This window comes from Bacillus cereus group sp. MG9 (genome assembly GCF_040459995.1).
Taxonomy (GTDB): Bacteria; Bacillota; Bacilli; order Bacillales; family Bacillaceae_G; genus Bacillus_A; species Bacillus_A mycoides.
Window position 1 is genome coordinate 1,001,480 of record NZ_JARVHC010000001.1, and the last position, 15,928, is coordinate 1,017,407.

Below are 15,928 nucleotides of genomic sequence, written 5' to 3' on the forward strand. Positions count from 1 at the left end.
ACAGCAGAATACCTCTATATTAAGATAATATAAAAAAGGGGGTATATTAGTAACAGGGGGAGAATAATGAAAAAGTTATTACAAGAAATTATAAATTGGATCAGTATGACCGATGAACAGATTGTTATTGGCATTTCAGGACACGGTGCTGCCGGAAAAACAACGTTCGCCAATAAGCTCATAAACCAATTAAATCAAAATAAAGTGAGTTATATTAATACAGATCCATACATTGTTAGTTCAAATGTACGAAAGTATACAAATATCCATTATACATATCAGAATGAAAATCATTATGATAAAATGACAGCTTGTCATCCATCAGCCCATCATTTGTCTGCGTTAGAAAGAGATGTTCAAATGGTAAGAGCTGGTTTAGATTTTTATACAATGGATACACATTATATAAAAAGTGAGTTAATTTCTTCGAAAAATAAGGTGACGATTGTAGAAGGAATGAGTGTCGCATTTATTAATCCAAATTTATTTGATTTGAAAATTTACTTCTATACAGATGGAGAAACAGAATTAATGAGAAGGTCTAGCCGTGATATTATTGAAAGAGGAGCCGATATTAATTACTTAAGGAAGTCTCATGAAGAACGTCGGATTCAGTATGAAGTGTTTATGCATCAGTATAGTCAACGTTTTGATATTATTATCAAAAATTCCAATGAAACAATATGTTTAGAAAAAAATACATTTGAGTTTTATAAAGTTTAAATACAAATACTTTATTTACTAAAATAGCAAGTTAGTGAATAAATTTTTCATATTTTTTCGGAAGGATGTTAAGCAATGAGAGCACCGTATCAAGTATTGATATTTCCTTATATAAAAACTGACGATTCCATTCAATATGCCATTTTTAATCGAAGTGATTATGGTTATTGGCAAGGAATAGCTGGTGGTGGAGAAGATGGTGAGACTCCTATTGAATCAGCAAAACGAGAAGCGTTTGAAGAGGCTGGTATTACAAGAGAAAGTCCATATATAAAACTAGATTCTGTGTCTTCACTACCAGTAGAGGATGTAGTTGGTGAATTTCTTTGGGGCGAAGATGTTTATGTAATAAAAGAATTTTCTTTTGGAGTTAAAGTTCCTACAAAAAATATTAAATTATCTAAAGAACACTTCAATTATAAATGGCTGTGCTTTGAGGAAGCCGTAACGCTTTTAAAATGGGATAGTAACAAAACGGCTTTGTGGGAATTAAACAAAAGGCTGTTAAAATAATTAAAGTGTTAGTTAACAAAGCCGATAGTGGAGCGAGAATTAAACAACTTAAAAAAGCTTTGCTACATTACTTATGTAGCAAGGCTTTTTTCTTAGCGTACGAAATCGCGTTTTGTTGGCGGCACCCCATGCCCATCAAGCTAAGATTTTAAAGTACCCCCTAAATGGAATTTTTTTATAGCACCGAAGTTCATTTTTATGATTTTTGGGGAAGAATGTGCTTCTTAACTTGATACCGCAAAAAAACAAACAGGAATGACTATTAAGTCATTCCTGTTCCTTAAAGAAACCTTCTATGGTACTAGTAACTTCCTTGAATGCTTCACCTTGGACACTAGAAATTGATAATCCTCCAATTATATTTTTCCACTGTGAATTTACACTATCCCAGTTATCATCCCAGTTTTCAGTAATATGCTTATAAGCTTTAAAAGGTTTATCACGACTTGGTGAAACATATTTTAAAGCATCTATCAACTCTACAAACTCCAAAACACTTCAGGCCCTTCTTTTAGAATTGGAGTTACCTCTTCGTTTCGAGATAAAACTTCCATTTAGGTGGTGCTATTAAATTTGAAAAGCTAAAACAAGCATAACCCCGTTCTAAATTTAGGACGGGGTTAAAATATAGTTGTTTAATTTCCGATATAAGATACTTCACTGTACTCAAAAATATAACAATAAAGTCGATTGATAATCTAAGGTTTATTCAGCAATCGCGCCCGATTGCGGAAGACCAAGAAAATGATTATGATTGCTGCTTATAGCTTGTTGAACTAACGCACACGTTACTTTAAGTGAATTGATTCACAATCTTACTGGGGATTTACCTAAAAAAGCTGAATTAACTTAATAAAAAAAAGGACTCCCTTTTTGGGAATCCAATTCATTCAGTGTCACTTTGGTTAAAGTCTAATCTTCTCGGTTCGCAACACTGTCATTAGCCTCATCGGCACCTTCGCCGACTTTGTTACCCATCGCTCCTCCTGCAACAGCTCCTGCAACGGTACCAAGTGGACCAAGAACAGAACCCAAAGCAGCTCCAGCGACAGCACCGACACCAGTTCCTACCGCTTCGCCAGTATCATTATCAACACGGTTACGTTCGTTTTTATCAGCCACTCATCTCACTCCTTATTTAGAATAGGCAAGTGCATTCCAGCACAATACCTTACATATTTTGACCTATAAGGACAGATTTATGCGAAGTGTTAGAATCCTGAGGATTTAGCAAACCGGCGCTTTACATAGCGATGATCTTGTTCTATGTAATTATTGAAATGTTTGATTGTAGAATGAGTAGTACTTTTATAAAAGTCATTCACCTTTAATTTTTTGAGTGAACAAAGTAAAGAAAGGGCCTTATCTGTTGTCAGAACCGCTGGTTCTCCAAAAGTTTGAACGAGTCGTTTCATAAAAGCATACGCAGATTGTGTATTCCGTTTCTTAAGTTGATGGGCATATGGCGATATCCTTTAATCGTAATCAGCATTATGATAATCGTTATTTAAGCTGGGCACTCTTCCATGGGGACGATATTCTATGTGAAAGGTATTATGTTATTACTTGTACTGAGGCTCTTCATGTTCAATTTGTTGAAGACGAGGATTTAAAGATTCAATAATTTCTTGAGTTTGTTGTGCTGCACCTTTATATAATTGTTTTGCTTGCTTGTTATCAGTATCAAGAACAAATCCTTCTAGGCATGCTTGAGCACTCTTTAATCCAGCGATAGTTTGTTTAAGTTTAGTACTTACTGTCATGTAGTATTCCTCCTTGTAAATGTACTTCAAAATATAGAATGCCTATTTTGTTATCATAGTACGATTTCCAATTTTAGGGATATGCGAATGAGAAATTTTATAGTTAATCATTCAAAGGAGAATTTTTTAGCTAATAGATGTATGGAATAGTTTTGTCCCAATAACAAAAACTAACAGAAATAAAACGATAATATATAAAGGAGATTAAATATGCTGAAAAAGATAGGAAGAGTTTTCCGAGTATTCCTCTTTTTATTTATCGGTGGATGTTTAGTTCTGTTTGTTTGGGGGGAAATTGACAGAACAATAGCCGAAAAAAATGGGGTATTTAGCCAGAATTCTAGTCAATACCCTATGCGTCAAAGTGATATTACTATGTATACAGATGGGAAACAGTTAAACAATCAATTATTCTCAGATATAGAGAAAGCAAAGCATTACGTGCATATTAACTTTTTTTCTATTGCTGATGATAAAGTAAGTCATCAGTTTCTAGAGCTATTGCGGAAAAAAAGTCAGGAAGGTGTAGAAGTATACTATGCAGTGGACAGGTTAGGTGGAATTTTACTAAAGAAAAAGGAAAGAGAATTATTAGTTAAAAAAGGAGTTCATTTTACATATTACAATAAACCTGTTTTCCCTTATCTTTTTTCTTCTTTGGATCATCGGAATCATCGTCGTATTTCAGTTATTGATGGAAAGGTTGGTTACATTGGCGGATTCAACATCGGAAAGAAGTATTTGGGGGAAAAAGAAAAACTTGGTTATTGGAGAGATTATCATCTTCAAATACGAGGAGAAGGAGTTCAAGATTTAGAACACCAATTTGTATTAGACTGGAATAAAAACTCAGAGAAACCGATTCCGATACACAATGCGGTAAAGGAAAAGGGAGCAACCTCGCAACGATTTACTGCATATTATAGTGGAGAAAAACTTGGGCAAGATTATGCAATGCTGTTTCAACAAGCAAAAGAATCCATCATTATATTAACACCTTATTTTATACCAAAAGACAGAACTATTTGGAACGCATTAGTAGATGCAAGAAAGAGGGGAGTCAGTGTCAAAATTCTATTCTCACCTCATTCGGATGCACTATTAGTTAAAGAAGCAGCATATCCATATATCCGAAAAGCATTAAAACAGGGGATGGAAGTATATGGTTATAAAAATGGGGTGTTACACGGTAAAGTATTTTTGATTGATGAAAAAGTATTGATGGTTGGGACCGTGAATTTTGATTCACGCTCGTTTCATTTAAATGAAGAAATGAACTGTTATATTCATGACCCTATCTATATTTCGAGAATAAAACCAGTGATTAATGCAGACTTACAAAATTCAAAGCAAGTAACATCCTCTGATGTCAATCAATTATCTATAAAAGAAAAAATGAAAGAAAAGGTTGCAAAAATGTTTGAGTATTATTTGTAAAGACAAAGTATTTTTATATTAGGGATAGTTTCACATTGCCATCAAGATAAGAAATGCAAATACCCCATATCCATCAAGCTAACAAGGACGAGTTACTCCAAAACGATAAAAACGATCAACATGCATCAAAAAAACCACGCTAAGCAAAAATACAATAAGCTGTCCATATGGACAGCTTATTTACATAATTACCGTTATTGGAAGTAAATAGATGTAGTTTGTTTAACATTAGTTATTTACTAGTTGAATAACAGAAATTTGTTCTTAGTCTGGTAACTCTAAGAATTCTTCTAGATGTTTCCTAAGTTCAATTTGAATGTCTTTTTCTGATTCATCAATAAGTTCCCCAATTACTTTGCTTCCAGGGAGATTTATCGAAACTGGGAGACCAAAAAAATGACGATTACATTCCCAAATTGGTATCGTATAAAAATCAATCATATCCCCTTGTGCATCAGTCACTCCCAGTAATATTGAGGATTTATAACCTATTTCAAAGGTATCCTTTTTACTTTTTTCAAGCTCAATAAAAAGCTCCATATCCTTTTTAATAAATAAAGGGGCGTAGTTTTGTAGTAATAGAACAGAAACATTTCTAAGTTTTTGTTCTATGTTAACTATCTTTTCTTTCAAATCTAACGTAAATTCTTTTTCCTTATAGTTCATCTATAAACCACCTTATTAGAGGGATAAATATTATATAATCAAAGTTTATATTTTCTTTATGGGGTACGAAAACGATTCTGGGTATGAGGGGCCACTCTGGAAAGATATTCAAAAAGAGTCAAATCATAAAATAACTTGACTCTAAATAATTAAGCTCTCTTTAATGGAGTAATATCACAATAATTTAATACAAATGACTTTAGAAATAAGAGAACTTCTTCTGTCAAAACAAGATCTCCTCTAGAAGATAAACAAAAATGATGCCCAGACCAGTCAGCATAATGCGCATTTTCAGTAGTTACTGTCCCAATAGGAGTAAGTCTCCAAAAATCGGGGATTTTCTTGTCAGGATATAATTCTTGAAATTCCTCTGAAAGACTAATCAAACATTTTTCTATTTTAAAATCTCTTAATTGACTAGATTCTAATGCATTTTTAAATTTATCTGAAACAATAAAACAAGGTGTAGATTCTAACAAATCATCCCCAAGCCATCCATAGAACTCATAATGTAAAAATTGAACTTTTCCTGAAATCCCTTCTTCTCTAATTTCCTTTTCAGTTCCATAAACTGTTTGTTCTCCATGTCCCCCCGCTACTTCGGGTGCTAAAAGGTACAAATTCATAATTTTATTTTTCTCTTTAAATTATTTACTGGAGTTTTGGATTTATCAATAATACCTATAAATTTCTTCATAAAGGCATCCCCTTTTAAAATATGTAATTATTATAACCTTACAATTGTATACAAAATTAAATATTTTAGTAATATACAAATAAAAAAATATACAATTGCATAAACAAACTTCTCAATAGAGTCTACCCTATTGAGAATATAGGAAGTTGTTGATTTTAAAGTATTTAGAAGCTCTCAAATACACTTATCAAAATTACATTCTGGAATTTAATCCCAGAGTGGCCCCTCATACCCAGAATCGTTTCCGTACCCCTGTTACGAAAAAGTAACACCTCACATACTATAAACCCTTGGTATTACTGACTTTTTTTATTAGCCCTATCTCACTCTTATATATAGGGCTAAAAGTTCCGCAAGGAACGGGTCGTATTTTTGAGAAGAACACTCAAAAATCTCCACCCTCAAAATTAAAAAGTCGGTTCGTTTATCCTCACCTAAAGGCTAACGCCTTTTCTTTTTGATTTTGTCTTTGCGAAACTTTTTTCGGCTCGTGTGCTTTTTTCGCCAAGCTGACAGACAAAAAGCAAAGCAATGGTTCTCGACTTGGATTAGCAAGTATACGAGCCGAACCGCTTAGGTCAATCGTTCAAAAATAGTTCTTATACTATATTTCAATACGTTTAATACGTGGGGTTTCGCCCCCACACGACGAGCCAGCATTCTAGCCAAAAAGCAACTACAAACTTTCTACTTAATACTATTTGTTTTTTAAGAATATATTTTTGTTTTTACGACAAATAATATTATTTCAAATCTATATTCTTTAAAATAGATTTTGAAGTGTCTGGATGCTATTTTATATTTTGTAAAGGAAACAAAATATAAAATAGCAATTAGCGGTGGGTAAATTAAGTTAAATTAATGAGGGAGTTTAATTTTTTGAAGAAAACTATAGAGCTTATAGCTGAAATTAAAGATTTGGAACAAAAATTAAAGAAATTTACAAAAACCGAAAAAATAATTTTCGGATGTATTAAAGAAGGGATGAAAAGAAAAGAAATAGCCGAAAAGTTGTTTAAATCAGAAGAAACGGTAAAAATACAAATCCGTTCATTAAGAAAGAAATTATAAAAATAAAAAGAGTCCTAACTTATAGGACTCTTTTTATTTTTACTAAATTTTATTAATTTAATCATGGGTAGGATGCCCAATTGTATAATCTTGTTTCCAATAAACACTAGCAGATATTTTTTTTTGTTTGTTGTTTAAAAAATGTCCTTCTATAAAAATCGTACCTCCACCTGTTTCTCCAGAAAATTCAGCTTCTGTAATAACAACATCTAGATTTTTTTCGTTTTTAAAGTAATCAATAACTGTTTTTGAGGCTTTATCCTTGATTTGTTGTTCTTCTTTAGATGACATAGAGAGGAAAGGGTTTACAGTATTTATTACTTTTATAACAGTACAAGAAGTAAGAGCGATAATAATAATACCAAATATGACTATAGGTTTTAATACAAATTTTTTCATGATTTTTCACCTTTCATTATATGTAATTATATTATACTTAAAATACTAAATTTTAGAAAAGAGGAGAAATGATGAGTAATAATATATCAGATTCAGCTTATCATCAATTAGCTGAATCTGCTTATAAAGATGAAAAGGCAATTAAAGATGATATCTCGAATGAAGAATGGAAACCAATACATCCAAAAGGTGCAAAATTGCATGATTCAGCTACAGGGTTTGATGCAACTGTTTATCAAAATGAAACAACAAAAGAAATTGTTGTAGCCTATAGAGGAACTGAAGGAAGTGAATCATTAGATAGGTCGGGACCTGATTTTTATACAGATTTAAGATTTATTATGATGGGTGATAATCCTATACAAAATGGAGAGAAGATCAATATAGATGATAAAAGTCAAATAATTGCTGCGAATCAATTTACACAAGCAGTATCTCTTATGGAACATGTGAAAAAAGAATACAAAGATGTAAAAATATCAGCTACAGGTCATTCATTAGGTGGTGCACAGGCTCAATATGCAGGAGCATTAAGTGATGTGCCTGTTGTTACTTATAGTGCTCCCGGTATTTATGATATGTTACCAAAAGATATACAAAAGAAAGTAAATGAAGGAGAATATAAAGGTAAAATAACGAATTATATAAATCCACAAGATTCAATTAGTGGTGGTGCTTTAAGAGAAGATAAAAAACATATTGGTGATACATATATGGTAAATTCTGATTTTAAGACTGCAAATAGTGATTATGGAATACATCAAGTTGATAGATTTTTAGATTCAATTGGCGCAAAAGATTTTCATGGGTTAAATAATTATCATTTTGATACTTTTGGTAATATAAATAATTCTAAATTAGTAAATGCTAGTACAGGGAAAGAAATATATAAATCTCCAAGGTATTCAATGGGACACGGTGAAATTAGAGTTGTCATGGAGTATTTAGAAGAATCAGCGAGGAAAATGGAACAAAGTGCAGAAGAGTTTCAAAATCAAGTTCCAAGAGCAATTGGAGAAGTGATGCAATATCTTAGTTCTACAAAAAGTCAACGCATGGAAAGAAGAATTGAGGAGTTATATCATTGTTTAGATCAAACAAGTAGAGTATACGTAACAAAAGCTAGAGAAGTATCTGGTTTTATTAGAAAAAAAGCTGAAGAATATAAGAATGCAGATGAAAATTTCCAAGGATTTGAGTGGTTAAAAAAATGAGACATATGTATTTTAATGAGGAACATATAGAAACAGCATTTGAACGTTTGACAAAGCTAATTACAGATATTAACAAAAAACAAGAACGAATTAATGATATATATAATTTAGTGCAAGCAGGTTGGTCACAAAAAGGTGCAGGAAAGATCTAATACCGGATGATTTTTTGAGTGGTGCTGCATTAAATCCAAATTTAATTGGTCCTACATTACCACCAATTCCTTCTTTTACATTTCCAACAGGACCAACAGGATCAACAGGACCAACAGGAGTAACGGGACCAACAGGAGAAACGGGGCCAACAGGACCAACAGGATCAACAGGAGTAACGGGACCAACAGGAGAAACGGGGCCAACAGGACCAACAGGACCAACAGGACCAACAGGATCAACAGGAGAAACGGGGCCAGCAGGACCAATAGGATCAACAGGAGAAACGGGGCCAACAGGATTAACAGGACCAATAGGATCAACAGGAGAAACGGGGCCAACAGGATTAACAGGACCAATAGGATCAACAGGAGAAACGGGGCCAACAGGATTAACAGGACCAATAGGATCAACAGGAGAAACGGGACCAACAGGATTAACAGGACCAACAGGAGAAACGGGGCCAACAGGATCAACAGCAACAAGCTGTATTAGAACTGACCCCGATAACGGATGTTCTGTGGCAGAAGGAAATAGTACTGTTGCAAATGGATTTGCCTCCCATGCCGAAGGAGATACCACAACAGCAAGCGGAAGTGCCTCCCATGCCGAAGGAAGTGGCACAACAGCAAGTGGAGATTTCTCCCATGCCGAAGGAAGAGGCACAATAGCAAGTGGAGATTTCTCCCATGCCGAAGGAGTTGGCACAACAGCAAGCGGAAGTGCCTCCCATGCCGAAGGAAGTGGCACAATAGCAAGTGCAACTACCTCCCATGCCGAAGGGTTTAGCACAACAGCAAATGGACTTTTTTCCCACGCTGAAGGTCTAAATACCATTGTAAATATAATTCATCCAGGTTCTCATATTATGGGACACGATGGAACTACACGATTCCCTTTTTCGTGGCATTTAGCAAATGGTGTTGGTATTGGACCATCATTAAATTCCGCTGTAATTGAAGGAGCAACAGGAAATCTTTACCTTGACGGTGTTGTATTATCTCCTGCTGCTGCGGATTATGCAGAAATGTTTGAAACCGTTGATGGAAACTCAATTGATGTTGGATACTTTGTAACTTTAGGTGGAGATGGTGACAAAATACGAAAGGCGAATGCAGATGATGATTATATTCTAGGGGTAGTGAGTGCAACTCCAGCAATGATTGCGGATTCAAGTGATTTGCGTTGGCATAATCTCTTCGTAAAAGATGAATGGGGAAGAACTCAATATCATGAAGTTATTGTACCAGAAAAAAAAGATGACGATGGAAAAGTGATTCACCCCTCCTTTACAAAAATCGAACCTATATTAAATCCTGAATGGGACTCCTCACAAGAGTATATCCCACGTTTGCAAAGACCTGAATGGGTACCTGTTGGTCTTGTTGGAAAACTTCTGGTTCGAGATGATGGAACATGTCAGCCAAAGAAATATTGTAAACCTAATAGTGAAGGTATCGCAACTGCGTCAAGTGAAGGATATCGAGTAATGAAGCGCACAGGACCAAATCAAATTATGATTTTAGTTCGCTAAAAGACAAACGACCATATAACATATTGAGTTCTAATGTAACCAAATCAACATTAGTGACATTAGAACAATGATAACTGGATTTGAATTGATGCTTTTCACTTCCAATAATAATAATTATGTAAATGTGCTGTCCATATGGGCAGCTTATTTTATTTTTTGTTTAGCACGGGGATTTTTTCATGAAGAAAAGACACCTTATAAGGTGTCTTCCTTCGATTTGAAACATTTTAAGTTTAATAATATACGGTCTTGCCACTGACCTATTAGGCTGAAATTTTATAGTGTTTCTGAACAAAATTTTGTGCTAATTTTGAATCCTTAAGTTGATGGGGATTCTTTTATGTTTTATCATTTTTAAAAAAATCCTTCATTATCTTAGCGCCTTTAATATTCACCGTCACAGCTTCTACTTTATCTTTCTTCTCATCTTTAGCAATCGTAATTTTCTCCTTATTATCAACCCATACAAGAAACTCTTCTTTTGCGTCATCTTTATATGTAACGGTAATAGTAGAATGTGCAGATTCTCTCTTTTTTTGATCTAATGTGATTGCTTTAGGAGTTCCGCTTTGAACTGCCGAAACGATAGATTTTATCATTTCCTCGTTATCTGTTTGAGATTTGGAACTAGTATTACTTGTTGTTCTAAGCATCTCAATGTTGGTAATGTCTGCAGAGTTTAATTGAATGGTATTTTTCGTATTTTCTTGCTTAGTTTTTGGAGTATTGTTTGTAGTAGAAGTGCTTGTACAGCCTATTAAAGTGAAAGATAGAATACTTAGAGCACATATGTAAGTGATTTTTTTCATTTTATCTCCTCCTCTAATTTAATTATAACAATATTCTGTTAACTAAGGTAGTTATTGTAAGGAAAAGGTAGAATAATATTTCATTCTTACAAAATTGTCACATTCATGTAAGGTAATTCAATAGATTAGATACTTTTTCCATGTCATAATAAAGACATAAGAAAGCTAATCAAAAAACTATAAGTTATTAGGAGAGTGTCAGTCATGATTGTAACAACAACGTCTGGAATTCAAGGTAAAGAAATTATTGAGTATATCGATATTGTAAATGGTGAAGCTATTATGGGTGCAAATATTGTCCGCGACTTATTCGCTTCCGTTCGTGATGTTGTCGGTGGTCGTGCTGGTTCTTACGAAAGCAAGCTAAAAGAAGCTCGTGATATCGCAATGGATGAAATGAAAGAACTTGCAAAACAAAAAGGTGCGAACGCTATCGTTGGTATTGACGTAGATTATGAAGTTGTTCGTGATGGAATGTTAATGGTTGCTGTAAGTGGTACAGCTGTACGTATATAATTAAATAAAAAACAGGCTCACCCCTTGAAGCTTATGCTTTGAGGGGATTTTTTTGTTTCATGACTAAAGTTAAAATGAAGAAGAGTTGATGTACTAGCGCGCTTAAACTATATGACTGCTTAAGGGATAAAATTGAAAAGAAACTATCATATACATATATTTAAAGTGGGGAAACTTTCGTCAAACATGGAAAAAGGCTAGGATTTCTCTTAGCACTCCATAAAGGGTATTGCATGGGAATTTAGATAATAAGCAGACGCACCCGCTTATTTCAAATGTAGTATATATTGTTTTCAAAGAGAAAAGTAAGAAATATAGCAATCTTTATATATGCTTAACGAAAGTGTTAACTTTATGACAAATAATAAAATTGTTATTTGAGGTAAAGAGAGAATTAATGGTATGAATAACTTTAGAGACAGTTAAGGAGGATTTCCAATTTGTAATAAAAATGGAGGGACCGAGAACACTTCAGAGGGTGTATAGTTTATGGGAAAAACGATTGAGCATTTTAAGAGTTTTATTACATAAAATTTATAAAGAAATCGAGGCGGTTACAATATGTTTTGGTTAGGGTGCTTTTTAGGATACATTGTAGGTTCAGTTATTACATGTGCGCTACTTTACTTTGGGTATAGATCCAATGAAAATAAAAAAGCGGATATGCAAAAAGGGGGGGAGAGGAAAATCAATAAAAAAGGTGTATAGGATGTGAAAGGTAAGGTGATAGCTTTGATACAAAAATAAAGGGCAGTACATATTGTATATGACTACTATGTACTGTCCTGATTATTCTTTTTGGATTATGAAAAGTTATTTCCTGTCTTGCTATAAAATTCATAGGCGAAAAATCCAAATAAATAGCCTATTCCAGCTCCTAAACCAATTGTAAGCAGTGAATAATTCGGGAAAAATATGTCGACAATTATACCGATTAAACACCCTAAAAGCATTCCCATTGGTATGAAATTATCTAATAAAACTTGAGCTTTTTTTGATTTTTTCTTACCTAAGTTACCGTTGTTATATTTATGTTTAAGCCTTTCAATCACATATACTACAATTCCCCCGACTATTACAACAGGCGCAATTGCCGTAAGTAACCACATATTAGAGTCTCCTTTCCCTTTTTAATAGAATTATACCAGATACTTACAATTAGCCATTCCTGAACGTACTATCTAGTCTATTTAAATGACCAATCAAAAAGACTCCTTCAATTGTAGTTAATAACCCGTCAAAAACACTTTCCCTTTCGTTTTCTCAGCAGACTGCACGACATCAACCGCTGTTTTCACATCCGCTAAGTCATATGTAGAATGTACCGTCATAAAACGTAATTGCTTGTTTTCCACTAAGCGAATTAAGTGACGAAACGTTTCTTGCCATTTATATGGTGATACTTCTTTATTCCAATGTCGTAAATGAAATATGTTCGCGTGCACTTTTGCTTTCGTGACAATCTCTGCCCAGTTAACTTGTATTCCTGATAGAAGGCCGATCGTTAAAAAGCGCCCGTTTGGACGTAAGGAGAAAGCTAATTCATTTCCATCCGGCCCTCCGATAGAATCAATCGCAGCATCTGCACCAAGCCCGTTTGTTAACTCCATAACGGTTTCATAAAGCGGGGCAGTGGAAGTATCAATTACATATTCGGCACCGAGCTGAAGTAATTCCTCTGTATGTTTATTATTTCTCGTAACAGCAATTAATCGGAAGTTTAAAATTTGTGATAACTGAGCAAAAAGATGACCAATAGCGGATCCGCAAGCATTCACTAATAGAACATCATCCTGTTTTAAATTTAGTGTTTCTGTACATGTAACCCATGCCGTAAGGGGATTAATATACATTTGTGCCGCTGTAAAATCATCAATGGAATCAGGAATAGGGACTACAAATTCAGCTGATGTTGTAACGAACTCTTGCCAAGTACCATCTCCGCGTAACGGTAAAACACGTTTACCGATAAGATCTCTAGTAACGCCCGCGCCTACATCTTCTACAATACCAACACCTTCATAACCAGGGATGTTAGGTAAAGGCATTCTATGTGCATACGCTCCGGTTACGGGAATTAAGTCAGATGGATTAATCGGTCTAACTAACATACGAACTAAAACTTCATTATCTTTTAATGGTTCTATATTTTTAGATTCAACTTGTAATACATCTTTTGGGTTACCAAACTCATGAAATTGAATGTATTTTCCGTGCAAGATAGTTGTTCCCCCTTAGTTTGATTGGGTTTATTATAGCATTTTTGGTTTAAATGATTATTTCATTAGCACTAAATAAAAGGGAACAGAAAGTCGTCGTTTATACTTTGAGGAGATTTTGATTGTGCAAACTTTTAAAATATACATTAATTATGTAGCATTGTATGGATTGCTGAATAATAATCTTACATAAACATCAATGCATTTCGATATACAATATTTCATATTTGTATTTGGTAATGAGGATGAAGAGGAATAAGTGACTTATCCCGCTATTTGTGGGAGTCGGGCTGTATGTAAAAGCCTTCACTTTATCAAAATGTAAGTTGCATCTTGTATAATGTAATGGTGGAGGTCAGATATGAAAAAAATAAGTTTAAATATAGATTTGGATACAAATGTATTGGAAGTGGTATTTATTCCAAGAAGGTTTATTATTTTATGGATTACACTCGTATATATAGCTTCAGTACTTTTAGAATTTCGTAATAATATTTTCTCTATGGATAGTTTTTTCTTTACAATAGTCATTGTTATTCATACTATTTTTCATTGGTATGCGAGTTCATTAAAAAATAGGCAATTGTTGTACTTCTTTTTTGTACAACTTTTCATTGTGTTTTTGGCTGCGTTTATTGCAACAAATGCTTCGATAGCGATTTTTGTTGGATTAACTCCTATTTTAATCGCCCAAAGTTTATATGTTTATAACAATATATTTAAAGTAATGGCAGTTTTTACTCTTATGTATGCAATATTTTGTGCTGCAATTAGTATCAATTATGGTGTGAATAAATTAGCTATTCTTATCTCTATGTTTCTTTTAGTGTTAGCAATTATTATTCCTTTTTCTTATATTAATAAGCAGCAATTTGATGCACGTAATCGTATACAGAGCTATATTCAAGAGTTAGAGTCTGCATATATGAGAGTGGAAGAATTGACATTAGCTAATGAAAGGCAGCGTATGGCAAGAGATTTACATGATACGTTAGCGCAAGGTTTAGCAAGCTTAATTATGCAATTGGAAGCGATAGATGCCCATATGCAAAAAGGGAATACAGGACGATCTCAAGAGATTATGAAACAAACTATGATAAGAGCGAGACAAACTTTACATGATGCAAGGTTGGTTATTGATGATTTGCGTCATACTACTAATTCATTTAATGGAGCAGTAAAAGAAGAGGTTCAACGTTTTTCTGAAGCTACGTCTATACATGTGAGACTTACTATTCAAAGTCCACCGTATATTTCAAGCGTAGTAAAAGAGCACTGTTTATATGTAATTAGTGAATGTTTAACGAATATCGCAAAACATTCACAGGCAGCAGATGTAAATTTAAATGTTGAATATATCGATGATCTTGAAAAACTTACTATTGAAGTTGAAGATAATGGAATTGGTTTTGACACTAGATATATTGGTAAGAATCCTGGACATTATGGTTTAATTGGTCTAAATGAGCGTGTTCGATTGATTAAGGGAGAAATACATATATTGAGTGAAAAGATGAAAGGTACGAAAGTGTATATTCAAGTGCCTATAAATAAAGAAGGAGATAGCCATGAAGCATAACGTATTAATTGTAGATGATCATTTCGTTGTAAGAGAAGGTCTGAAATTAATAATAGAAACGAGTGATTCATTTCAAATTATAGGTGAGGCTGCAAACGGAGAAGAAGCCCTTTCTTTCATAGAAAAGAAGAAACCTGATGTCATTTTAATGGATTTGAATATGCCTAAAATGAGTGGTTTAGAAACAATTGAGGCTTTGAATGAAAAACAAAACCATACGCCGATTATTATATTAACTACTTATAACGAAGATGAATTAATGTTAAAGGGAATTGAGTTAGGGGCAAAAGGATATTTGCTAAAAGATACGGATCGTGAGAATTTATTTCGAACATTGGAAGCGGCTATTCGAGGTGAGATTTTACTACAACCAAATATTATGGAAAAGATAGTGAAGTATAAAAGGAAAGAAGTACATGCTGATAAGGTTGCAGAAAATAACTTAACGGTTAAAGAATTGTTTGTGCTGAAAGCTATTGCGCGCGGATATAAGAATAAAGAAATTGCATTTGATATGGGAATAGCTGAGCGAACGGTAAAAGCATATTTAACAAATATATACAATAAATTAGGTGTTAATTCACGGTCAGAAGCAGTAGCTGTATCTATTGAAAGGAAGTTAATTCATTTTTAAAACA

19 protein-coding genes and 1 pseudogene are annotated in these 15,928 nt (G+C 33.7%); 10 read left to right on the top strand and 10 right to left on the bottom strand.

The genetic code is table 11. From position 1 onward, the window contains the following. Positions 1–66 precede the first annotated feature (66 nt). Together QCI77_RS05055 and QCI77_RS05060 are read left to right on the top strand one after the other, a co-directional pair. Entirely contained in the window at positions 67–723 is a 657-nt protein-coding gene (locus QCI77_RS05055) for a uridine kinase family protein (RefSeq protein ID WP_002125725.1), read from the top strand. A gap of 75 nt (positions 724–798) precedes the next feature. After that, positions 799–1,236, top strand: coding sequence for an NUDIX hydrolase (locus QCI77_RS05060; RefSeq protein WP_001202613.1), 438 nt, complete (start codon positions 799–801; stop codon positions 1,234–1,236). A gap of 267 nt (positions 1,237–1,503) precedes the next feature. On the opposite strand, the gene QCI77_RS05065 is transcribed toward QCI77_RS05060, so the two are convergent. The 4 genes and pseudogenes from QCI77_RS05065 to QCI77_RS05080 all read right to left on the bottom strand — a co-directional run bounded on the left by QCI77_RS05065 (position 1,504) and on the right by QCI77_RS05080 (position 2,999). After that, a complete protein-coding gene (locus QCI77_RS05065; protein ID WP_002035172.1) occupies positions 1,504–1,728 on the bottom strand; it encodes a hypothetical protein in 225 nt (74 codons plus the stop codon). A 420-nt stretch (positions 1,729–2,148) separates the two neighbouring features. Continuing rightward, a complete protein-coding gene (locus QCI77_RS05070) occupies positions 2,149–2,358 on the bottom strand; it encodes a glycine zipper domain-containing protein (protein WP_000764047.1) in 210 nt (69 codons plus the stop codon). A gap of 92 nt (positions 2,359–2,450) precedes the next feature. Further along, positions 2,451–2,684, bottom strand: a pseudogene (locus QCI77_RS05075) (DDE-type integrase/transposase/recombinase); the annotation flags it as partial. A 114-nt stretch (positions 2,685–2,798) separates the two neighbouring features. Continuing rightward, complete coding sequence (locus QCI77_RS05080) at positions 2,799–2,999, bottom strand: DUF1657 domain-containing protein (RefSeq protein WP_000218933.1); 201 nt, start codon at positions 2,997–2,999, stop codon at positions 2,799–2,801. A gap of 210 nt (positions 3,000–3,209) precedes the next feature. Here QCI77_RS05080 and QCI77_RS05085 point away from each other — a divergent pair, with 210 nt between their 5' ends. Then, complete coding sequence (locus QCI77_RS05085) at positions 3,210–4,436, top strand: phospholipase D-like domain-containing protein (protein WP_193663881.1); 1,227 nt, start codon at positions 3,210–3,212, stop codon at positions 4,434–4,436. A 264-nt stretch (positions 4,437–4,700) separates the two neighbouring features. Here the strand turns inward: QCI77_RS05085 and QCI77_RS05090 are convergent, their stop codons facing one another. Both QCI77_RS05090 and QCI77_RS05095 read right to left on the bottom strand, forming a co-directional pair. Continuing rightward, entirely contained in the window at positions 4,701–5,102 is a 402-nt protein-coding gene (locus QCI77_RS05090) for a hypothetical protein (protein ID WP_061674068.1), read from the bottom strand. A gap of 149 nt (positions 5,103–5,251) precedes the next feature. Then, entirely contained in the window at positions 5,252–5,728 is a 477-nt protein-coding gene (locus tag QCI77_RS05095; protein WP_002188565.1) for a hypothetical protein, read from the bottom strand. Positions 5,729–6,678: 950 nt separating this feature from the next. On the opposite strand from QCI77_RS05095, the gene QCI77_RS05100 reads away from it, so the two are divergent. After that, a complete protein-coding gene (locus QCI77_RS05100) occupies positions 6,679–6,870 on the top strand; it encodes a helix-turn-helix transcriptional regulator (protein ID WP_002188566.1) in 192 nt (63 codons plus the stop codon). A 57-nt stretch (positions 6,871–6,927) separates the two neighbouring features. On the opposite strand, the gene QCI77_RS05105 is transcribed toward QCI77_RS05100, so the two are convergent. Further along, the gene (locus QCI77_RS05105; RefSeq protein WP_002188567.1) at positions 6,928–7,269 is read right to left on the bottom strand and encodes a hypothetical protein; all 342 of its coding nucleotides are present in this window, start codon (positions 7,267–7,269) and stop codon (positions 6,928–6,930) included. 71 nt (positions 7,270–7,340) lie between these two features. Here QCI77_RS05105 and QCI77_RS05110 point away from each other — a divergent pair, with 71 nt between their 5' ends. The 3 genes from QCI77_RS05110 to QCI77_RS05120 are packed head-to-tail and all read left to right on the top strand — an operon-like array spanning position 7,341 to position 10,167. Beyond that, positions 7,341–8,483 carry a Tle-like phospholipase domain-containing protein gene (locus tag QCI77_RS05110; RefSeq protein WP_353824607.1) on the top strand — a complete coding sequence of 381 codons (1,143 nt, stop codon included), beginning with the start codon at positions 7,341–7,343 and terminating at the stop codon, positions 8,481–8,483. Then, positions 8,480–8,635 carry a hypothetical protein gene (locus QCI77_RS05115; RefSeq protein WP_353824608.1) on the top strand — a complete coding sequence of 52 codons (156 nt, stop codon included), beginning with the start codon at positions 8,480–8,482 and terminating at the stop codon, positions 8,633–8,635. Before QCI77_RS05110 ends, QCI77_RS05115 begins: the two co-directional genes overlap by 4 nt. 14 nt (positions 8,636–8,649) lie before the next feature. Continuing rightward, positions 8,650–10,167 carry a peptidase G2 autoproteolytic cleavage domain-containing protein gene (locus QCI77_RS05120; protein ID WP_353824609.1) on the top strand — a complete coding sequence of 506 codons (1,518 nt, stop codon included), beginning with the start codon at positions 8,650–8,652 and terminating at the stop codon, positions 10,165–10,167. 338 nt (positions 10,168–10,505) lie between these two features. Here the strand turns inward: QCI77_RS05120 and QCI77_RS05125 are convergent, their stop codons facing one another. Further along, positions 10,506–10,976: a hypothetical protein gene (locus QCI77_RS05125; RefSeq protein ID WP_353824610.1), complete on the bottom strand. Its 471-nt coding sequence runs from the start codon at positions 10,974–10,976 to the stop codon at positions 10,506–10,508. 204 nt (positions 10,977–11,180) lie between these two features. Between QCI77_RS05125 and QCI77_RS05130 the strand changes: the two genes are divergently transcribed. After that, a complete protein-coding gene (locus tag QCI77_RS05130) occupies positions 11,181–11,492 on the top strand; it encodes a YbjQ family protein (protein ID WP_000637510.1) in 312 nt (103 codons plus the stop codon). An 803-nt stretch (positions 11,493–12,295) separates the two neighbouring features. Here the strand turns inward: QCI77_RS05130 and QCI77_RS05135 are convergent. Both QCI77_RS05135 and QCI77_RS05140 read right to left on the bottom strand, forming a co-directional pair. Then, positions 12,296–12,601, bottom strand: a complete 306-nt coding sequence (locus QCI77_RS05135) for a hypothetical protein (protein ID WP_353824611.1) — start codon at positions 12,599–12,601, stop codon at positions 12,296–12,298. Between the two features lie 117 nt (positions 12,602–12,718). After that, entirely contained in the window at positions 12,719–13,711 is a 993-nt protein-coding gene (locus tag QCI77_RS05140; RefSeq protein WP_353824612.1) for a zinc-dependent alcohol dehydrogenase family protein, read from the bottom strand. A 361-nt stretch (positions 13,712–14,072) separates the two neighbouring features. Between QCI77_RS05140 and QCI77_RS05145 the strand changes: the two genes are divergently transcribed. Together QCI77_RS05145 and QCI77_RS05150 are read left to right on the top strand one after the other, a co-directional pair. Next, positions 14,073–15,290 (top strand): sensor histidine kinase, encoded by a 1,218-nt coding sequence (locus tag QCI77_RS05145; protein WP_002188594.1) that lies wholly within the window; start codon positions 14,073–14,075, stop codon positions 15,288–15,290. Beyond that, positions 15,280–15,924, top strand: a complete 645-nt coding sequence (locus QCI77_RS05150; protein ID WP_002087211.1) for a response regulator — start codon at positions 15,280–15,282, stop codon at positions 15,922–15,924. Before QCI77_RS05145 ends, QCI77_RS05150 begins: the two co-directional genes overlap by 11 nt. Positions 15,925–15,928: the final 4 nt, after the last annotated feature.

What these genes read in the sequence shown, in the direction of transcription:
- QCI77_RS05055 (WP_002125725.1), top strand. Translation starts at nt 67, where the DNA reads ATGAAAAAGTTATTACAAGAAATTATAAATTGGATCAGTATGACCGAT.
- QCI77_RS05060 (WP_001202613.1), top strand. Translation starts at nt 799, where the DNA reads ATGAGAGCACCGTATCAAGTATTGATATTTCCTTATATAAAAACTGAC.
- QCI77_RS05080 (WP_000218933.1), bottom strand. Translation starts at nt 2,999, where the DNA reads ATGACAGTAAGTACTAAACTTAAACAAACTATCGCTGGATTAAAGAGT.
- QCI77_RS05085 (WP_193663881.1), top strand. Translation starts at nt 3,210, where the DNA reads ATGCTGAAAAAGATAGGAAGAGTTTTCCGAGTATTCCTCTTTTTATTT.
- QCI77_RS05090 (WP_061674068.1), bottom strand. Translation starts at nt 5,102, where the DNA reads ATGAACTATAAGGAAAAAGAATTTACGTTAGATTTGAAAGAAAAGATA.
- QCI77_RS05095 (WP_002188565.1), bottom strand. Translation starts at nt 5,728, where the DNA reads ATGAATTTGTACCTTTTAGCACCCGAAGTAGCGGGGGGACATGGAGAA.
- QCI77_RS05105 (WP_002188567.1), bottom strand. Translation starts at nt 7,269, where the DNA reads ATGAAAAAATTTGTATTAAAACCTATAGTCATATTTGGTATTATTATT.
- QCI77_RS05110 (WP_353824607.1), top strand. Translation starts at nt 7,341, where the DNA reads ATGAGTAATAATATATCAGATTCAGCTTATCATCAATTAGCTGAATCT.
- QCI77_RS05115 (WP_353824608.1), top strand. Translation starts at nt 8,480, where the DNA reads ATGAGACATATGTATTTTAATGAGGAACATATAGAAACAGCATTTGAA.
- QCI77_RS05125 (WP_353824610.1), bottom strand. Translation starts at nt 10,976, where the DNA reads ATGAAAAAAATCACTTACATATGTGCTCTAAGTATTCTATCTTTCACT.
- QCI77_RS05130 (WP_000637510.1), top strand. Translation starts at nt 11,181, where the DNA reads ATGATTGTAACAACAACGTCTGGAATTCAAGGTAAAGAAATTATTGAG.
- QCI77_RS05135 (WP_353824611.1), bottom strand. Translation starts at nt 12,601, where the DNA reads ATGTGGTTACTTACGGCAATTGCGCCTGTTGTAATAGTCGGGGGAATT.
- QCI77_RS05145 (WP_002188594.1), top strand. Translation starts at nt 14,073, where the DNA reads ATGAAAAAAATAAGTTTAAATATAGATTTGGATACAAATGTATTGGAA.
- QCI77_RS05150 (WP_002087211.1), top strand. Translation starts at nt 15,280, where the DNA reads ATGAAGCATAACGTATTAATTGTAGATGATCATTTCGTTGTAAGAGAA.